Below are 17,545 nucleotides of genomic sequence, written 5' to 3'. Positions count from 1 at the left end.
CGGGTGACTGAGTACCCCGTGAGCACGCCTCGTCGCATCGCGGGCCGCGTCGTCGCGTGGACCCTGGCCGCGATCCTCGCGGTTCTCGTGCTCGGCGCGGTGTGGATCGGCGCGCGCGGAGCTCTCGCCTACGGGCACCTCGACGATGCTCGCGCCTCGGCCGCCGATGCCCAGGCGGCCCTGTCCGACCCCGCCCAGGCCGCCGGGGTGATCGAGCGCCTCTCCGACGACACCTCCGCGGCACGCGCCCTCACGAGCGACCCGATCTGGGCGCTGGCCGAGGGGCTGCCGTGGATCGGCCCGCAGCTCAGCGCGATCTCCACGATCACGCACGCCGCCGACGACGTCGCCACCGACGCGATCGCGCCGCTGGCGGAGGTCGCGACGTCGTTCTCGGTCGATTCGCTGCGTCCGCAGAACGGCCGATTCGACGTTGCCACTCTGGCCGCGCTGAACGAGCCGGCCACCCGCAGCGCCGCCCGCCTCGCCGAAGCATCCGCCGAGGTCGCCGCCATCCCCTCCGAGGCGCTCCTCCCGCCCCTGCGTACGGCGGTGGGTGACGTGCAGACCCTGTTCGCGGATGTCACGACCGGGGCCGACGCGCTGCGGCGGGCGACGGCGCTGATGCCGGCGATGCTGGGCGCGAACGGACCACGGGACTACCTGGTGCTGTTCCAGAACAACGCCGAGTGGCGACCACTGGGCGGCATCGCCGGCGCGATGGCGGTGATGCACACCGAGGACGGCGTCATGTCGCTGAGCGCGCAGGGCTCCACCCGCGACTTCCAGCGGTACCCCGAGCCCGTGCTTCCGCTTGCTCCCGACGTCGAAGCCGTCTACGACGAGCGGCCGGCCGTGTTCGTGCAGAACGTCACGCAGGTGCCCGACTTCACCGTCGGCGCGCCGCTCGCCCGCGAGATGTGGAAACGCGAATTCGGCACCGAGGTGAACGGGGTGATCGCCGTGGACCCCGTGACACTGTCGTACCTCCTGGAGGCGACGGGCCCGGTCACGCTTCCCACCGGCGACGTGCTCTCCGCCGAGACGGCCGTTCCCCTGCTGCTCAACGAGGTGTACCAGAGGTATGAGCGGCCCGCCGATCAGGACGCGTTCTTCGCCGCCGCGACGGCGGCCGTGTTCGGAACGCTGTCGTCGGGGGCGGTCGATCCCGCCAAGCTGGTCGCTGCGCTCGCGCGGGCGGGCGAGGAACGGCGCCTCTACCTGTGGAGCGCGGATGCGGCCGATCAGGCCGTGCTCGACGGCACGAGCCTGCAGGGCCGGCTGCCGGTGTCGGACGCGGAGACGACCCGCTTCGGCGTCTACCTCAGCGACGGCACCGGCTCGAAGATGGACTATTACATGACCGCGGCGGCCGCGACCGGCTGGTGCACCGACACCGAAGGGACCGCGGAGGCGGAGTTGACGGTGCGGCTGCGCAGCGACGCCCCGGCCGATGCCGCAGCGCTCCCGGCCTACATCACCGGTGGCGGCGCCTTCGGTACGCCGCCGGGCCTCACCGACACGGTGGCGTACCTGTACCTGCCGGATGGGGCGGAGATCGTCGCGGCCGTGGCGACCCCGACCGCCGCGGAGCCCGACCCCGGGTTCGGGGGCGGCATCCATGACGGTCTCCGCGTCCTGTCGTGGGGAACGAGGCTCCAACCGGGCGAGGAGGCCACCGCCACGGTGCGGGTCCGCATGCCGGCGACGACGCCGGCGCTGGAAGCCCTGGTCACACCGACGATCGGGCCCATCGAATCCGCCGAGATGTCCGCGGCGTGCCCCGCGTCGCGCGGCTAGACTGAGCTCGCCCCCGCAGAGGTCCACCAGTTCCCGGAAGCGGTTCGATGATGAAGTCCCTCCCCCGTGCCGCCGTGATCGCTGCCCTCGCGGCCGGCGCCGTGTTCGCCGTTCCGGCTGCCGCCGCCGCGTACCCCGCCCAGGATGCGGCGAGCATCTCCAGTGCCGTCGTCGAGCCGGGCGGCACGGTGACGCTCACGGTGGCGGACGGAACCTTCGGCGCGAACGAGGCGGCCACCATCACGGTCACCGGCGAGAACGGCGCGGACGTGACCTTCGGCATGGTGCGCGCGGCGGTGTCCACGGCGACGTTCCGCGATGCCACGACCACCGAGCGGGGCGGACTGGACCCCGTGCGCCTGACCTTCCCCGCCGATGCGCGCGGTGCGTACACGATCGCCGTCTTCACCTCTTCGTCGCCCGGCGACACCGTCACTGTGACCGTCAACGGGCTCAGTGCCACCGGAGCGGACTTCGGTCCGTACCTCGGCATCTGGGTCGGCGGTGGCGCACTGGTGCTGGCCGGCGGCGCTGTGGCCGTGTCGACCGCGGTGGTACGACGGCGCCGCGACGCGGCGTGAGGACCCGCCCGGTCAGGCGACGTCCGCCGCGCGCGCGGCGGACAGCTCGGCCGTGACCAGGATCGGGAGGTGGTCGCTCGACCCCTGCGGCAGTGTGCTCACGTGCTGGATGTCGAACAGGTACGACGTCGCGAAGTCGTAGTGGCCGCGGAAGAACCGGTAGCGGGTGTAGGTGCGCGCGTCGCTGAGGGTCAGCTCATACCCCTGCGCCCGCACCTGCTGCCCCAGATTCTCCTTGAAGATCGGGTAGTTGTAGTCGCCCACCATGAGCGCCGGCAGCCCCTCCCCGAGCTTCTGCAGCTCGGCCAGGGCCGTTCGGATCTGGTGCCTGCGCAGTGAGTTGAGCGCCGTGAGCGGCGCCGCGTGGAACGACGCGACGATGATGTCCCGCCCGTGGTCGATGTCGTGCAGGCGCACCCCGAGTAGGCGCTCCTCGGCCGGCTTCAGCACGTAGTCGTGCAGCGACTTCTTCAGCGCCATGGCGCGGACATCCACGGCGCGGAACGTGTTCGCGCGGTAGTACACCGCCAGACCGAGCCGGTTGCGCTGCGTGGCCTCGGCCAGGCGCAGCCCGGAGATCTCCTCGGGCATCTCCCGCGTGTCGCATTCCTGCAGACACAGGACGTCCGCACCGTGGCGTTCGACGAGCGTGGCCAATTCGCCGGCGGCGCGATGCTTGCGCAGGTTGTACGAGATGACTCTCATGGCTGTTCCACCCTGGCACACCGCACCCGTCGGAGCGGAGTATTGACAGCGACCCTCAGCGACCCCCAAGTGTCGACGACATCACTCGAGGTCGCGGCGGTTGCGGGTCTGATCGGCGCGCTGGGCGAGCAGCTCGTCCGCGGGGTATCCGACCTCCACAAGGGTCAGGCCCCGGGCGGCCAGCACCTTCGTCGCGGCCGTGCGGATGCCCGCATCCCGGATCGCGGCCACGTCGGCCACGTCCAGGCGCCCCTCGCCCACGGCCGCGCACGCGCCGACGAGGGCACGCACCATGCTGTGACAGAACGCGTCGGCCTTCACCTCGGCCACGAGCACGCCGGACGCGTCTCGGTGCCACCGGAAATCCAGCAGCGTGCGGATCGTCGTCGCCTCGTCGCGCGGCTTGCAGTAGGCGGCGAAGTCGTGCAATCCGATGAGGGAGCGCGCCGCGGCATCCATCGCGGTGTCATCCAGCGCGGCGCGGATGCTGGTGGTCCGGTGCCGCTCGAGCGGGTCGTAGCCGGCGGCCCCGTCGGCGAGCCGGTACCGGTACCGGCGCCAGACAGCGGAGAACCGCGCATCGAACCCGTCGGGCGCCGCGCTGGTGGCCGTGACCGTCACGTCGGGGTACGCGCCGAGGACGCCGCGCAGCCGTCCGGCGAACGCCGTCACCGGGTCGCCGTCGCGGCGGCCCCGCGGCAGCCGTGCCTGCTGCGTCTCGTCGAGGTCGATGTGGGCCACCTGGCCCGACGCGTGCACACCGGCGTCGGTGCGTCCCGCCACGACGAGGCGCGGGCGGCTGCCGAGAATCCGGGTGAGGGCGTCCTCGAGGGTTCCCTGGACGGTCCGCAGGCCCGGCTGGGCCGCCCACCCCCGGAAGTGCGTGCCGTCGTAGGAGATGTCGAGACGGATGCGCACCCGCCCAGCCTAATCGGCGCCTCCTGCGCGCTGGCCGGCGGGCGCCGCGCTGCTGCGTCAGAAGTGCCGCATCAGAAGTTCTGCGTCAGAAGTGCTGCGTCAGAAGTGCTGCGTCAGAAGTTCTGCGTCAGGACGCGGTCGCGATCGGTCGCGGCGAATCCGAGGCGCTCGTACAGACCGTGCGCGCCGGTGGGGCTCGCGGTGTCCACATCGAGCACGGCCTTCTCCAGCCCCGCCGCACGAGCAGCCTCCAGCGTGCGCGCGATCACCGTGGGAGCATAGCCGCGGCCCCGACGATCGCGGACCACGCCGATCAGGTCGACGTAGGCGTGGGATGCCCCCAGCGCCTCCCAGTCGTCCTCGTTCACCGAGGCCAGGCAGAAGGCCACGATCCGGCCGTCCTCCACCAGCAGCGTCGACAGGTCGGGCCGGAGGAAGGGGCCGTCCACGAACGTGCGCCACGAATCCGCCACGGACGGGAGACTCCCCCAGTGGTCGCGGAAGGCGTCGTTGCGGGCTGCGAGGGCGTCCAACGCTCGGTCCGGCGTATACGTCACGAGCGCGGTGCCCTCGGGTGCCGGGCGGGCTTCCGCCGGCGCGTCGAGGTCGCGCACCATCGTGGTGAACCACCGCTCCGTCTGGAGCCCCAGCCGCTCGGCGATCGCCGCCGCATCCGCATTGCGCTCTGGCGTGTACAGCGCCACCTGACCGGGAACCGGCGCATCCACCGACGCCAGCTGCTGCAGCGCGCGGTCGTAGGCCCACCGCATCGCGACGGTGCCGATGCCACGGCGGCGGTGCTCCGGGTGGACGGCCCCGTCGAGGTGCGCCTTGGCGGCGACGTCCCGCGACGGATGCAGGATCGCGCTGGAGGCCGCCAGGAGACGTCCGGCGTCGTCGAGGGCGAGGATCGTGTCGCGCGCCTGATCGATATGCGGCAGCGTGAAGCCGTCGGCGACCTCCGCGCGCGGGATCGTGTAGGTCGGGTGATCCACGCGCCCGGCGGCGGCGAAGAGGGCGTGCAGCGCGTCGATGTCGTCGGCGGTGGCTCCCCGCCACTGCGCGACCTCGGGATGCTGCGGGGCGGGGATGTGCGCCGGAGCCGTCACCCGCGCGGACAGGGGTGTGGCGTTCACTGCTCCAGCCTACGACGAGACCCCCGGCCACGAAGGACGGGGGTCTCGATCGAACCGGGAGAACGTTACTTCTGTGCGTCCTCGGCAGCAGCCTCGGCCGCGGCGCCCTCCTCGGGCGACTCGGCACCGGCGTCTGCGTCGCCGTCGGCGACAGCATCCTCGGCGGGTTCCACCTCGGCGACCTCATCGGTGGCCTCGGTCTCGGCGGCATCCTCGGTGGCCGGCTCCTCCGCGGCGGGCGCGGCGGCGGCCGGTGCGGCGGAGTTCCTGGAGGACTTCACCTTCGGGGTCACCGGCTCGAGAACCAGCTCGATGACGGCCATCGGGGCGTTGTCGCCCTTGCGGTTGCCGATCTTGGTGATGCGCGTGTAACCACCCGGGCGGTCGGCGACCAGCGGCGCGATCTCGGTGAAGAGAACGTGCACCACTTCCTTGTCGCCGATGACGCTCAGCACGCGGCGGCGCGCGTGCAGGTCGCCGCGCTTGGCGAAGGTGACCAGGCGCTCGGCGAGCGGACGCAGGCGCTTGGCCTTCGTCTCGGTCGTCTGGATCGAGCGGTGGGTGAACAGGGCCGCGGCGAGGTTGGCAAGCAGCAGACGCTCGTGGGCGGGGCCGCCGCCGAGGCGGGGACCCTTCGTGGGCTTGGGCATGTCTCAGTTACTCCTGGAAGGTCTCGTGTCGGGCGGCCGCGGTCAGACGGTCTCTTCGTCGTAGCCGCCGTAGAACTGGGCGCCGTCGAAACCGGGCACCGAGTCCTTCAGCGACAGACCGAGCGAGGTGAGCTTGTCGCGCACCTCGTCGACCGACTTCTGACCGAAGTTGCGGATGTTCATGAGCTGCGTCTCCGAGAGGGCGACGAGCTCCGACACGGTGTTGATGCCCTCGCGCTTGAGGCAGTTGTACGAACGCACCGACAGGTCGAGGTCTTCGATCGGCATGGCGAGTTCGTTGGAGAGGACGGTCTCCACCGGCGCGGGGCCGATCTCGATGCCCTCGGCCTCGACGTTCAGCTCGCGGGCGAGGCCGAACAGCTCGGTCAGGGTGCGACCGGCCGACGCGACGGCGTCGCGCGGGGCCATCGAGGACTTGCTCTCGACGTCCAGCACGAGCTTGTCGAAGTCGGTGCGCTCCCCGGCGCGCGTGGCATCCACGCGGTAGCTGACCTTGAGCACGGGCGAGTAGATCGAGTCGATCGGGATCTGGCCCGCCTCGGCGTACTCGTTGCGGTTCTGGGTCGCCGAGACGTAGCCGCGGCCACGCTCGATGGTGAGCTCGAGCTCGAACTTCGCGGTGTCGTTCAGGGTCGCGATGACGAGTTCAGGGTTGTGCACCTCGACGCCGGCGGGGGCGGAGATGTCGGCGGCGGTGACCTCACCGGCGCCGGTCTTGCGCAGGTACGCCGTGATGGGCTCGTCACGCTCGCTGGAGACGACCAGCTGCTTGATGTTGAGGATGATCTCGGTGACATCCTCCTTCACGCCCGGGATGGTGCTGAACTCGTGCAGCACGCCGTCGATGCGGATGCTGGTGACGGCGGCGCCGGGGATGGAGGACAGGAGGCTGCGACGCAGCGCGTTGCCGATCGTGTAACCGAATCCGGGTTCGAGCGGCTCGATGACGAAGCGGCTGCGGAACTCCCCGATCTTCTCCTCGGTCAGAGTGGGACGCTGTGCGATGAGCACTATGGGTTCCTTTCGATCACGTGCCCGCTATATGACACGTGCGGTGGGTGAAATGTTGAGTTGTGTTCAGGGATGCCGAGGGCCCGCCGGAGCGGAACCCGCGGCATCCGCGAGGAAATCTGGGCGGCGAAGCGTCAGACGCGGCGGCGCTTGGGCGGGCGGCAGCCGTTGTGTGCCTGGGGGGTGACGTCCTGGATGGACCCCACCTCGAGGCCGGCGGCCGTCAGCGAGCGGATCGCGGTCTCGCGGCCCGAACCCGGACCCTTCACGAAGACGTCGACCTTCTTCACGCCGTGCTCCTGCGCCTGGCGGGCGGCCGACTCTGCGGCCATGCCTGCGGCGTAGGGCGTGGACTTGCGCGAGCCCTTGAAGCCCACGCCACCCGAGGACGCCCAGCTGATGACAGCGCCGGACGGGTCGGTGATCGAGACGATCGTGTTGTTGAACGTCGACTTGATGTGGGCGTGGCCCAGCGCGATGTTCTTCTTCTCCTTGCGACGCGGCTTGCGCGCCGCGGACTTGGCCTGTGCCATGGTGTCCGTTCTCCCTAAATCCTGGGGCGCCGGCGGAGGCCTAGCGCGCCTTCTTCTTGCCGGCGACCGTGCGCTTCGGACCCTTGCGGGTGCGCGCGTTGGTCTTCGTGCGCTGGCCGCGCACCGGAAGGCCGCGACGGTGGCGGATGCCCTCGTAGGAGCCGATCTCGACCTTGCGGCGGATGTCGGCGGCGACCTCGCGGCGGAGGTCACCCTCCACCTTGTAGGTGCCTTCGATGTGATCGCGCAGCGCGATCAACTGGTCGTCGGTCAGGTCCTTGACGCGGACATCCGGGCCGATGCCGGTTGCCGTGAGGATCTCGTTCGAGCGGGTACGGCCAACGCCGTAGATGTAGGTCAGGGCGATGACCACGCGCTTGTCGCGCGGGATGTCGACGCCGGCGAGACGTGCCATGCGGATCTCCAAAGGAGTGTCGTGGAGGTGTGGAGCAGGATCGGTGCCCGGGCCTCCGCCCCGAGGTGTCCCTCCCGATCGCGGTCCCCGAGCTTGTCGAGGGGTCCGGGAGCGGGAGATCTGATCCTGCCGTTATGTATTCAGTTGTGAGTGGCTCAGCCGGTGGCTGAGCTTGTCGAAGCCTCAGCCCTGGCGCTGCTTGTGGCGCGGGTTGCTCTTGCAGATCACCATCACCCGGCCGTGACGGCGGATGACCTTGCAGTGATCGCAGATGGGCTTGACGCTGGGATTGACCTTCATGATGTTCCTGTTCGCTGTCTTCGTACCGCGCTTCGGCTGCTGAGCTTTCGAAGCACGGTCGTTACTTCTCGACCGGCCTAGCGGTAGCGATAGACGATCCGGCCCCGGGTGAGGTCGTAGGGGCTGAGTTCCACGACGACACGGTCTTCGGGGATGATGCGGATGTAGTTCTGCCGCATCTTGCCGGAGATCGTGGCGAGCACCTTGTGTCCGTTGGTCAGCTCGACGCGGAACATCGCGTTGGGCAGGGCCTCGGAGATGACACCCTCGATCTCGATGACACCGTCTTTCTTCGCCATATACTCGCTATCGCTTGTTGCAGACCGGTCGGTCTGCGGTGGATGGGATTCGGTGCTTCGACACGCCAATAGAGGCGCAAAGCACCAACGACCAATCATACGTGGTATTGCGCCCCCCGGCAAACCAGCCCCCCGCTCCTCCCCGCCGCTCGCCGGCCCCCGCCCCCCGCTCCTCCCCTCTCCCCCGGCGAGAAACGACGATGCGGGCGAAAAACGGCGCGGCGCGTTACGTCTCGTCCCGCTTGTGGTTTCTCGGGGCACCCGGCGGCAGAGCGGGCGCGCCCGACCACTCCTCCCCCGGGGCGGGTTCGGGCGGGTTGTCCACGGGGCGCGGGATGCGCGCGGGCGGCGCGCGTGTCGCGGGCCACCATGTCGGGATGCTGCTTGTACCCGGTGACCCGCTGATGCCATCCCCTCTGCCCCTCCTGCGGGCGCGGGATGCCGAGGAGGCGGGCCTGCGCCTTCGCGAGGACGATCGCCGCGTGAGGGTGAGACCCGGGGTGTACGCGCCCCGCCAGGCGTGGGAAGACCTGAAACCCTGGGAGCGCTATCTGGCGCGGGTGCACGCTTTCGCGTCCGTCTCGCCCGGGGCCGTCTTCTGCCTCGAATCCGCGGCCGCCCTTCTCGGCCTTCCGCTGTTCGGCGAGCCGCGGGACATCCACGTGTACGACCCTGGCCGGGATCGGTCGCACCGCTTCGGGGATGTAGCCGTCCATACCAGCGCCGACCCGCGGGTCGTGAGCGTCGGCGCCCTCTCGGTCACGTCGCCGGAGGACACGACGGTCGATCTCATCCGCGCCCTTCCGCCGGCGTTCGGCCTCGCCGTGGGCGACGCTGCCCTCCGCGGGTTCCCCGACAGCGTGAGCCCCGGGCTTCTCGGTGACATCGCGGCCGCGCAGGTGAACGGGCGCGGGAGCAGGCGCCTGCGCTGGGTGCTCCCCCACCTGGATGCGCGCGCCGAGTCGGTCGGCGAATCCGTCAGCCGGGCGGTGATCCAGTGGTGCGGCTTCCCCCCGCCCGAACTGCAGCAGGTGTTCCACTACGAGGGGATCGCTCCGACTTCTACTGGGCGGCGTACCGCGCGATCGGCGAATCCGACGGCTACGACAAGTACACCGACGACCCCGGAGAGGCGGCGCGGCGGATCCGCACGGAGAAGCAGCGCGAAGATCGACTCCGCCGTCACGAGGGCGGTTTCGCCCGCTGGGATCTGGCGGCAGCGATGCGCGTCACGCCTCTCTGCACCGCCCTGACGCACGCCGGGGTGCCGCAGCCCTTCGCGCCGCAGCATCCGATGCTGGCGACTCTCCGCCGCAATCCGCGCTCCCGCTGAGCGAGAAACGACGTTCCGGACGAGACAGGACGCGGCGCGCCGTTTCTCGTCCGGAACGTCGTTTCTCGGCGAAGGACGGGGGGACGGGGGGCGCGGGCGGTCAGCCTAGGCGAGCGACGATGTCGGCCTGGGGGTCGCCGGTCAGGTCGGTCTGGTTCGAGAGAACCTCCCCGTTCACCACGACGGTCGGGGTCGCGATGCCGGACGACCCCTCCTGCACGGGCGTCTCGCGGGTCATCGCCGTCGCGAATCGCGTGTACGTGCCGTCCGCGATGCATTCGGCGGCATCGGGGGATGCTCCGGACTGCTCGGCGATCGCGATGATCTCGTCGTCGGTGAGGCCGGAGGAGTTCTCGGCGGGCTGGTTCGCGAACATCGCCTGGACGAAGGGGAGGACGTTGGCCGGGTCGTCCTCTGCCACGCAGTACGCCGCGCCGGCAGAACGCGTGGAGTACTCCGTGCCGCCGGAGAAACGGTCGAGGATCGTGATGGGGTGGATGTTGAGCGTGATGGTGCCGTCGGCGGCGAGCTCTTCGAGGGTGGGGCCGTAGGCCTGCTCGAAGTCGTTGCAGACCGGGCACATGAAGTCCACGTAGGTGTCCACCGTGTCGGGGCCCTCGCCCACCGCGATGGCGCCGGTCTCCGCGTTCACCGCGGGAGTGTCGGGCACCTCACCGGCGGAGTTCGCCACGGCGTTTCCCCACCACACCGCGGCGCCGACACCGATCAGCACGACCACGACGGCGATGCTGACGCCGATCGCGAACCAATTGACCTTCCGGGGGGCGGCCATGACGGTCAGATCTCCTTCGGGACGACTCCGAACGGCGCGAGCTTCTCGGCACCGCCGTCGGGGGCGGTGAGCACCCAGACCCCTCCATCATGCACGGCCACGCTATGTTCCCAGTGTGAGCCGTCCGACCCGTCGACGGTCGACACGGTCCAGCCGTCGTCCTCGACGAAGGTCTCCTGGTCGCCGGCGACCACCATCGGCTCGATCGCGACGGCCAGGCCCGGTCGCACGGGCGCGCCGGGGTCGGGCGTGCGGTAGTTGAACACGCTCGGCGACTCGTGCATCTTGCGGCCGATGCCGTGCCCGACGTAGTCGCGCAGGATGCCGTACCCGCCCTCGGGCGCGTGCTCGTCGATGTAGTCCTGGATGGCCGCGCCCACCTCGCCGAGGTGCGAGGCGGTCGCCAGCCTCGCGATGCCGGCCCAGAGCGACCCCTCCGTGACCTCGGAGAGCCGCCGGCGCGCCGCCACGACATCGGTGGGCGCCTCCCCCGGCACGATGACGCTGATCGCCGAGTCGCCGTTCCATCCGCGCAGCTCGGCGCCGGCGTCGATCGAGACGAGGTCGCCGGCCTGCAGCACCCGGTCACCGGGGATGCCGTGCACGACCTGTTCGTTCACCGACGTGCAGAGGGTGTGCCGGTAGCCCCGCACGAGCTGGAAGTTCGAGCGGGCGCCGCGGGAGAGGATGACGCGGGATGCCTCGGCGTCCAGCTCGAGCGTCGTCACACCGGGCGCGACCAGGGCGCGCACCGCGTCCAGGGCCGCCGCCGTGATGAGCCCCGGCTCCACCATCGCCCGCAGCTGCGCGGGCGTCTTGTATGCGGACGAGCGGAACACCACGTCAGGCCGCGGCCGTGCGCGCGAGGCCGCGGGCCTCGAGCGCAGCGAAGATCCGCTCGGTGACCTCGTCGAGGGTGCCGATGCCGTCGACCTCGTCGACGATGCCCCGTGCGCCGTACACGCCGAGGATCGGCGCGGTCTCGGAGTCGTAGATCGCCAGACGGTGCGCGATGGCCTCTTCGGTGTCATCCGCGCGGCCCTGCTCCTGCGCACGCTTTGTGAGCCGCTCGATGGACTCCTCGCGGGGCACCACGAGCGCCAGGACGGCGTCCAGGCTCTCGTCGCGCCCGCCGAGGAACTCGTCCAGGTGCATCACCTGCCCGAGGTTGCGGGGGTAGCCGTCGAGGAGGAACCCGCCCGCGGCATCCTCCTTCGACAGCCGGTCGCGCACGACGGCGCTGGTGAGCTCGTCGGGGACGAGCCGGCCGGCGTCGATGATCTCGCGCACCTGCAGGCCCAGCTCGGTGCCCTCGGCCACGTTGGCGCGGAAGACGTCGCCGGTGGAGACGACGGGGATGCCGAAGGCCTCAGCGATGCGGACGCCCTGAGTGCCCTTCCCCGAACCCTGCGGACCGACGATGAGGAGACGCACAGCCTGAGCCATCAGCGGAGGAGCCCTTCGTAATGACGCTGCTGCAGCTGGGCGTCGATCTGCTTCACCGTCTCCAGGCCCACACCGACGATGATCAGGATCGACGCGCCGCCGAACGGGAAGTTCTGGTTGGCGCCGACGGTCGCGAGGGCGATGAGCGGCAGGAGGGCGATGAGGCCCAGGTAGATCGATCCGGGCAGCGTGATGCGGGTGAGGACGTAGTCGAGGTACTCGGCCGTGGGCCGCCCCGCGCGGATGCCGGGGATGAAGCCGCCGTAGCGCTTCATGTTGTCGGCGACGTCGACCGGGTTGAAGGTGATCGCGACGTAGAAGTAGGTGAAGCCGATGATGAGGAGGAAGTAGACCAGCATGTACAGCGGGTGGTCGCCCGTCGTGAAGTACTGCGAGATCCACACCACCCAGCCCGGGGTCTCCTGCCCTGCCTGCGGCTGGTTGAACTGCGCGATCAGCGCGGGGATGTACAGCAGCGACGAGGCGAAGATGACCGGGACGACACCGGCCATGTTGACCTTGATCGGGATGTACGTGTTGGTTCCGCCGTAGGTCCGGCGTCCCACCATCCGCCGGGCGTACTGCACCGGGATGCGGCGCTGGGACTGCTCGACGAAGACGACGAGAGCGACGACGAGGATTCCGACGGCCAGCACGAGGAGGAAGATCTCGAAGCCGCGGGCCTGCCAGATCGACCACATCGCGGCCGGGAAGGTCGCGGCGATCGAGGTGAAGATGAGGATCGACATGCCGTTGCCGACACCGCGCTCGGTGACCAGCTCGGCGAACCACATGATGAGGCCGGTACCGGCGGTCATCGTGATGATCATGAGCAGCTGGGCCCACCACACGTCGTTGGTGAGGAGGTTCTCGCACTCCGGGATGCCGACGCCCAGCAGCTGTCCGCTGCGGGCGACCGTCACGAGGGTCGTGGACTGCAGCAGTGCCAGTGCGATCGTGAGGTAGCGCGTGTACTGGGTCAGACGCGACTGCCCGGCCTGGCCCTCCTTGTAGAGGGTCTCGAAGTGCGGGATGACCACGCGGAGGAGCTGCACGATGATCGTCGCGGTGATGTAGGGCATGACGCCCAGCGCGAAGATCGACAGTTGCAGCAGCGCACCACCGGAGAAGAGGTTCACCAGGGACAGCAGGCCCTCGGTGCTCCCCTGCTGGTCGAGACAGGACTGCACGTTCGGGAAGTCCACGAACGGCGTCGGAATGTGTGCGCCGAACCGGTAGATCGCGATGATGCCCAGGGTGAAGGCGATCTTGCGACGCAGGTCAGGCGTGCGGAAGACCCGCGCGATGGCGCTGAACAAGTGGATTCCTCCAGAGTGGTTCCGGCGCGCAGAGGCGCACAGACAACCAGGGTAACCCAGAGGGCCGGAGCTAGCGCGCTCCGGCCCTCTGAGATGCAGGCGAGGTCAGTTGACCGAGCCGCCCGCCGCGACGATCTTCTGCTCGGCAGAACCCGAGACCTTGTCGACCGTCACGTTCAGCTTCACCGAGATGTCGCCGGTGCCGAGCACCTTGACCTTCTCGTTCTTGCGCACGGCGCCCTTGGCGACCAGGTCGCTCACGGTCACGTCGCCACCGGAGGGGTACAGATCCGCGAGCTTGTCCAGGTTCACGACCTGGTACTCGACGCGGAACGGGTTCTTGAACCCGCGCAGCTTCGGCGTCCGCATGTGCAGCGGCATCTGGCCACCCTCGAAGCCGATGCGCACCGAGTAGCGGGCCTTGGTGCCCTTGGTGCCACGGCCCGCGGTCTTACCCTTGGAGCCCTCACCGCGACCGACACGGGTCTTGGCGGTGTGGGCGCCGGGGACCGGACGCAGGTGGTGCACCTTCAGCACACCCGGACGCGTCGCCGGAGCGGCGGCCTGGGCGGCGGCGGGCTTGGTCGCCCTGGCGGCCGCGGGCTTGCGCGCGGGCGCCTTCTTGGCGGGCTTGTCGGCAGCGACGTTGTCGTTGTCAGCCATCAGTCGATCTCCTCAACCTTCACGAGGTGGGCGACGGTCTTGACGTAGCCGCGCGTCTGCGCGTCGTCGGGACGGACGACAGCGTCGCCGATCCGCTTGAGACCGAGGCTGCGCAGCGTGTCACGCTGGTTCTGCTTCTCGCTCACCTTGGACTTGATCTGGGTCACCTTGAGTCGGCTCGCCATCAGACACCTGCCTTCGCCGCAGCGGCGGCCTTGGCCTCGTTGCGGATGATGATGCCGGGGACGACCGCGTCGTACTCCAGGCCACGGCGGGCGGCCACGGCGCGGGGCTCTTCGAGCTGCTTCAGCGCGGCGACGGTCGCGTGCACGATGTTGATCGTGTTCGACGAGCCGAGCGACTTCGACAGGATGTCGTGGATGCCGGCGCACTCCAGCACCGCACGCACCGGACCACCGGCGATGACACCGGTACCGGCAGCGGCGGGACGAAGCAGCACGACACCGGCGGCGGCCTCACCCTGCACGGGGTGCGGGATGGTCGAGCCGACGCGCGGCACGCGGAAGAAGTTGCGCTTGGCCTCTTCGACGCCCTTCGAGATCGCCAGGGGCACCTCGCGGGCCTTGCCGTATCCGACGCCGACGACGCCGTTTCCGTCGCCCACGACCACGAGGGCCGTGAAGCTGAAGCGGCGGCCACCCTTGACGACCTTCGACACGCGGTTGATCGTCACGACGCGCTCGAGGAACTGGCTCTCGTTGCGGTCGCGCGATCCGCGGTCACCGCGGTTCGGGTTGCGCTCGCGCCCGCCGCGGCGGGCCTCACGAGGCTCGCGGCTGGCGTCGGCCGTGCCGGCGGTGGCCGTCTCGGCCGTGGCCGGTGCGGCCTGGGACGCATCGGTCACTTCGGTCTCCTTGTTGTCACTCACAGGTTCAGCCCTCCTTCGCGGGCGCCTTCGGCGATCGCGGCGACGCGACCGGCGTACCGGTTACCACCGCGGTCGAAGACCACGTCGGTGACCCCGGCGGCCTTTGCACGCTCGGCGACGAGTTCGCCGACCTTGCGCGCCTTGGCGGTCTTGTCCCCATCGAGCGCCCGGAGGTCGGTCTCGAGGGTGGATGCGGAGGCCACGGTGTGACCCTTGCTGTCGTCGACCAGCTGGACGAAGACGTGGCGCGCCGAGCGGGTCACGACGAGGCGAGGACGAGCCTCGCTGCCCACGACCTTCTTGCGAAGGCGCGTGTGACGACGGCTACGGGCGTCAGACTTTGACTTGAGAGCCATGGCTACTTACCACTCTTTCCGGCCTTGCGACGGACGACCTCGCCCGCGTAACGCACACCCTTGCCCTTGTAGGGCTCGGGCTTGCGGATCTTGCGGATGTTGGCTGCGGCCTCGCCGACGGCCTGCTTGTCGATGCCGGTCACGGTCACGCGGTTGTTGCCCTCGACCGTGAACGTGATGCCGGCGGGCGGCTCCACGAGCACGGGGTGGGAGAAACCGAGCGCAAACTCGATCGAGCTGCCCCGCTGGGCGACACGGTAACCCGTGCCGACGACCTCGAGGCCCTTGGTGTAGCCCTGGGTGACACCGATGATGTTGTTGTTGATGAGCGTGCGGGTCAGGCCGTGAAGCGACCGCGACTCGCGCTCGTCGTCGGGACGGGAGACGAAGACCTGGTTGTCCTCGACCTTGACCTCGATGGGGCGCGCCACGGTGAGCGAAAGCTCGCCCCTGGGGCCCTTGACGGCGACATCCGAGCCGGTCACCGTGACGGTGACGTCGGAGGGGATGTCGATGGGAAGACGTCCGATACGCGACATGTCAGATCACCACACGTAGGCGAGAACTTCCCCGCCCACGCCCTTCTGCTCGGCCTGGCGGTCTGTGAGCAGACCGGAGGAGGTGGACAGGATGGCGACGCCGAGGCCACCGAGGACGGTGGGGATCTCGGTCGAACGTGCGTACACGCGCAGACCGGGCTTGGACACGCGCTTGATGCCGGCGATCGACCGCTCGCGGTTCGGGCCGTACTTCAGCTGCAGCGTGAGCGTCTGGCCGACGCGGGCGTCCTCGACGGTCCAGCCGGCGATGTAGCCCTCCTGCTGGAGGATGTCGGCGATGTGGGTCTTGAGCTTGGAGCTCGGCAGCGACACGGAGTCGTGGTGCGCCGAGTTCGCGTTGCGCAGACGGGTCAGCATGTCTGCGACCGGGTCTGTCATCGTCATGGGTTGCTTCTTTCGATCATGAGGTTTCGGCTGCCGTTACGCGGCAGACGACCTTCCATGGATGCCTCGTCCCTCCGACAGGCTCGGGGACGGGGCTTGGATTGTGGAGTTGTCAGGCCTGCTCGGCCGAACGGAAGGGGAAGCCCAGCTGACGCAGCAGCGAGCGGCCCTCTTCATCGGTCTTCGCCGTGGTGACGATGGTGATGTCGAAACCGCGGACCCGGTCGATCCGGTCCTGGTCGATCTCGTGGAACACGGCCTGCTCCTGGAGTCCGAACGTGTAGTTGCCGGTGCCGTCGAACTGACGGTCCGACAGGCCACGGAAGTCGCGGATGCGGGGAAGCGCGAGGTTCACGAGACGGTCGATGAACTCCCACGCACGGTCACCGCGGAGGGTGACGTGTGCGCCGATGGGCTGGCCCTCGCGCAGCTTGAACTGCGCGATGGACTTGCGGGCCTTCGTGACGAGCGGCTTCTGGCCGGTGATCTTGGTGAGGTCGTCGACCGCACCATCGATCACCTTGCTGTCACGAGCAGCCTCGCCGACGCCGGTGTTCACCACGACCTTGACCAGGCCGGGGATCTGCATGACGTTGGTGTACCCGAACTCTTCCCGCAGTTTCTGCTGGATCTCGTTCCGGTACTTCTGCTTCAGGCGGGGCTGGATCTTGCCAGCCTCCGCGGCAGTCGCGGTGCTCATATTCAGAGGTCCTTGCCTGACTTCTTCGCGAAGCGCACGCGAACCGTGCGCTTGACGCCGTCCTTGACCTGCTCCTCGACCCGGTGGCCGACGCGGGTCGGCTTCTTGGTCTCGGGGTCGACCAGGGCGACGTTGGAGATGTGGATGGGGGCTTCGAAGGTTTCGATGCCGCCCGTCTTGGTTCCGCGCTGGGTCTGACCCACGCGGTTGTGCTTGGTGACGTAGTTCACGCCTTCGACGATCACGCGGTTCTGCTCGACGAGGACCTCGAGGACCTTGCCCTGCTTACCGCGATCTCCGCCGCGCTCGGGCTTGGGGCCCGAGATGACCTGAACCAGGTCGCCCTTCTTGATCTTCGCCATGATCAAATGACCTCCGGGGCGAGCGAGACGATCTTCATGAACTTCTTGTCGCGAAGTTCACGACCGACCGGCCCGAAGATGCGGGTGCCACGCGGCTCCCCGTCGCTCTTCAGGATCACGGCGGCGTTCTCGTCGAACTTGATGTATGAGCCGTCGGGACGGCGGGTCTGCTTCACGACGCGAACGACGACTGCCTTGACGACATCGCCCTTCTTGACGTTGCCGCCGGGAATCGCGTCCTTGACCGTGGCGACGATGACGTCGCCCAGGCCCGCGTACCGACGGTTGGAGCCACCGAGCACACGGATGGTGAGCAGCTCCTTGGCGCCGGTGTTGTCGGCGACCTTGATTCGGGATTCGTTCTGAATCAT

The 17,545-nt window shown here is 69.3% G+C and carries 25 protein-coding genes; 3 read left to right on the top strand and 22 right to left on the bottom strand.

Features of this window, described 5'->3' with window-relative positions; genetic code table 11:
- Positions 1 to 18 precede the first annotated feature (18 nt).
- Positions 19 to 1,800, top strand: a complete 1,782-nt coding sequence (locus tag AC2DFQ_RS09145) for a DUF4012 domain-containing protein (RefSeq protein WP_484533661.1) — start codon at positions 19 to 21, stop codon at positions 1,798 to 1,800.
- 50 nt (positions 1,801 to 1,850) lie between these two features.
- A complete protein-coding gene (locus tag AC2DFQ_RS09140; RefSeq protein WP_484510425.1) occupies positions 1,851 to 2,381 on the top strand; it encodes a cell wall protein in 531 nt (176 codons plus the stop codon).
- 12 nt (positions 2,382 to 2,393) lie between these two features.
- On the opposite strand, the gene AC2DFQ_RS09135 is transcribed toward AC2DFQ_RS09140, so the two are convergent.
- The 9 genes from AC2DFQ_RS09135 to infA form a co-directional block, all read right to left on the bottom strand.
- Positions 2,394 to 3,086, bottom strand: coding sequence for an endonuclease/exonuclease/phosphatase family protein (locus tag AC2DFQ_RS09135; RefSeq protein ID WP_484510424.1), 693 nt, complete (start codon positions 3,084 to 3,086; stop codon positions 2,394 to 2,396).
- A gap of 81 nt (positions 3,087 to 3,167) precedes the next feature.
- Positions 3,168 to 4,004 carry a tRNA pseudouridine(38-40) synthase TruA gene (gene truA, locus AC2DFQ_RS09130; RefSeq protein ID WP_484533660.1) on the bottom strand — a complete coding sequence of 279 codons (837 nt, stop codon included), beginning with the start codon at positions 4,002 to 4,004 and terminating at the stop codon, positions 3,168 to 3,170.
- Between the two features lie 113 nt (positions 4,005 to 4,117).
- Positions 4,118 to 5,140 carry a GNAT family N-acetyltransferase gene (locus AC2DFQ_RS09125; protein WP_484533659.1) on the bottom strand — a complete coding sequence of 341 codons (1,023 nt, stop codon included), beginning with the start codon at positions 5,138 to 5,140 and terminating at the stop codon, positions 4,118 to 4,120.
- 65 nt (positions 5,141 to 5,205) lie between these two features.
- Entirely contained in the window at positions 5,206 to 5,790 is a 585-nt protein-coding gene (gene rplQ / locus AC2DFQ_RS09120; RefSeq protein ID WP_484510421.1) for a 50S ribosomal protein L17, read from the bottom strand.
- 42 nt (positions 5,791 to 5,832) lie between these two features.
- Positions 5,833 to 6,822: a DNA-directed RNA polymerase subunit alpha gene (locus AC2DFQ_RS09115; RefSeq protein ID WP_484510420.1), complete on the bottom strand. Its 990-nt coding sequence runs from the start codon at positions 6,820 to 6,822 to the stop codon at positions 5,833 to 5,835.
- A gap of 134 nt (positions 6,823 to 6,956) precedes the next feature.
- Entirely contained in the window at positions 6,957 to 7,355 is a 399-nt protein-coding gene (rpsK, locus tag AC2DFQ_RS09110; protein WP_023954078.1) for a 30S ribosomal protein S11, read from the bottom strand.
- A gap of 40 nt (positions 7,356 to 7,395) precedes the next feature.
- Complete coding sequence (gene rpsM, locus AC2DFQ_RS09105) at positions 7,396 to 7,770, bottom strand: 30S ribosomal protein S13 (protein ID WP_484510419.1); 375 nt, start codon at positions 7,768 to 7,770, stop codon at positions 7,396 to 7,398.
- 183 nt (positions 7,771 to 7,953) lie between these two features.
- A complete protein-coding gene (rpmJ, locus tag AC2DFQ_RS09100; protein WP_005050492.1) occupies positions 7,954 to 8,070 on the bottom strand; it encodes a 50S ribosomal protein L36 in 117 nt (38 codons plus the stop codon).
- Between the two features lie 77 nt (positions 8,071 to 8,147).
- Positions 8,148 to 8,369, bottom strand: coding sequence for a translation initiation factor IF-1 (gene infA, locus AC2DFQ_RS09095; protein ID WP_028496510.1), 222 nt, complete (start codon positions 8,367 to 8,369; stop codon positions 8,148 to 8,150).
- A gap of 377 nt (positions 8,370 to 8,746) precedes the next feature.
- Here infA and AC2DFQ_RS09090 point away from each other — a divergent pair, with 377 nt between their 5' ends.
- The gene (locus AC2DFQ_RS09090) at positions 8,747 to 9,622 is read left to right on the top strand and encodes a hypothetical protein (protein ID WP_484533658.1); all 876 of its coding nucleotides are present in this window, start codon (positions 8,747 to 8,749) and stop codon (positions 9,620 to 9,622) included.
- A 180-nt stretch (positions 9,623 to 9,802) separates the two neighbouring features.
- Here AC2DFQ_RS09090 and AC2DFQ_RS09085 read toward each other — a convergent pair whose 3' ends face one another.
- The 13 genes from AC2DFQ_RS09085 to rplN form a co-directional block, all read right to left on the bottom strand.
- Positions 9,803 to 10,495 carry a DsbA family protein gene (locus AC2DFQ_RS09085; protein WP_484510417.1) on the bottom strand — a complete coding sequence of 231 codons (693 nt, stop codon included), beginning with the start codon at positions 10,493 to 10,495 and terminating at the stop codon, positions 9,803 to 9,805.
- Positions 10,496 to 10,500: 5 nt separating this feature from the next.
- Positions 10,501 to 11,337: a type I methionyl aminopeptidase gene (gene map / locus AC2DFQ_RS09080; RefSeq protein ID WP_484533657.1), complete on the bottom strand. Its 837-nt coding sequence runs from the start codon at positions 11,335 to 11,337 to the stop codon at positions 10,501 to 10,503.
- A 1-nt stretch (position 11,338) separates the two neighbouring features.
- The gene (locus tag AC2DFQ_RS09075) at positions 11,339 to 11,941 is read right to left on the bottom strand and encodes an adenylate kinase (RefSeq protein ID WP_484533656.1); all 603 of its coding nucleotides are present in this window, start codon (positions 11,939 to 11,941) and stop codon (positions 11,339 to 11,341) included.
- Positions 11,941 to 13,260, bottom strand: a complete 1,320-nt coding sequence (gene secY, locus AC2DFQ_RS09070; RefSeq protein WP_484510414.1) for a preprotein translocase subunit SecY — start codon at positions 13,258 to 13,260, stop codon at positions 11,941 to 11,943. The genes AC2DFQ_RS09075 and secY overlap by 1 nt, the downstream gene beginning before the upstream one ends.
- A gap of 105 nt (positions 13,261 to 13,365) precedes the next feature.
- Positions 13,366 to 13,923: a 50S ribosomal protein L15 gene (gene rplO / locus AC2DFQ_RS09065; protein WP_484510413.1), complete on the bottom strand. Its 558-nt coding sequence runs from the start codon at positions 13,921 to 13,923 to the stop codon at positions 13,366 to 13,368.
- Positions 13,923 to 14,108 (bottom strand): 50S ribosomal protein L30, encoded by a 186-nt coding sequence (gene rpmD / locus AC2DFQ_RS09060; RefSeq protein ID WP_135063347.1) that lies wholly within the window; start codon positions 14,106 to 14,108, stop codon positions 13,923 to 13,925. Before rpmD ends, rplO begins: the two co-directional genes overlap by 1 nt.
- Positions 14,108 to 14,812, bottom strand: a complete 705-nt coding sequence (gene rpsE / locus AC2DFQ_RS09055) for a 30S ribosomal protein S5 (RefSeq protein ID WP_484510412.1) — start codon at positions 14,810 to 14,812, stop codon at positions 14,108 to 14,110. The genes rpmD and rpsE overlap by 1 nt, the downstream gene beginning before the upstream one ends.
- Positions 14,809 to 15,168, bottom strand: coding sequence for a 50S ribosomal protein L18 (gene rplR, locus AC2DFQ_RS09050; RefSeq protein ID WP_484510411.1), 360 nt, complete (start codon positions 15,166 to 15,168; stop codon positions 14,809 to 14,811). Before rplR ends, rpsE begins: the two co-directional genes overlap by 4 nt.
- Before the next feature lie 2 nt (positions 15,169 to 15,170).
- The gene (gene rplF, locus AC2DFQ_RS09045) at positions 15,171 to 15,707 is read right to left on the bottom strand and encodes a 50S ribosomal protein L6 (RefSeq protein WP_484533655.1); all 537 of its coding nucleotides are present in this window, start codon (positions 15,705 to 15,707) and stop codon (positions 15,171 to 15,173) included.
- Positions 15,708 to 15,713: 6 nt separating this feature from the next.
- Entirely contained in the window at positions 15,714 to 16,112 is a 399-nt protein-coding gene (gene rpsH / locus AC2DFQ_RS09040; protein WP_484510409.1) for a 30S ribosomal protein S8, read from the bottom strand.
- Positions 16,113 to 16,224: 112 nt separating this feature from the next.
- Positions 16,225 to 16,812 carry a 50S ribosomal protein L5 gene (gene rplE, locus AC2DFQ_RS09035; protein WP_484510408.1) on the bottom strand — a complete coding sequence of 196 codons (588 nt, stop codon included), beginning with the start codon at positions 16,810 to 16,812 and terminating at the stop codon, positions 16,225 to 16,227.
- A 2-nt stretch (positions 16,813 to 16,814) separates the two neighbouring features.
- A complete protein-coding gene (gene rplX, locus AC2DFQ_RS09030; RefSeq protein WP_484510407.1) occupies positions 16,815 to 17,174 on the bottom strand; it encodes a 50S ribosomal protein L24 in 360 nt (119 codons plus the stop codon).
- Positions 17,175 to 17,176: 2 nt separating this feature from the next.
- On the bottom strand, positions 17,177 to 17,545 hold the full coding sequence (gene rplN / locus AC2DFQ_RS09025; RefSeq protein WP_484510406.1) for a 50S ribosomal protein L14: 369 nt from the start codon (positions 17,543 to 17,545) through the stop codon (positions 17,177 to 17,179).

The organism is Microbacterium sp. Z11_20, from assembly GCF_057197605.1.
The sequence above is the reverse complement of the archived record's forward strand: the minus strand, read 5'-3'. Positions and strand labels throughout refer to the sequence as shown.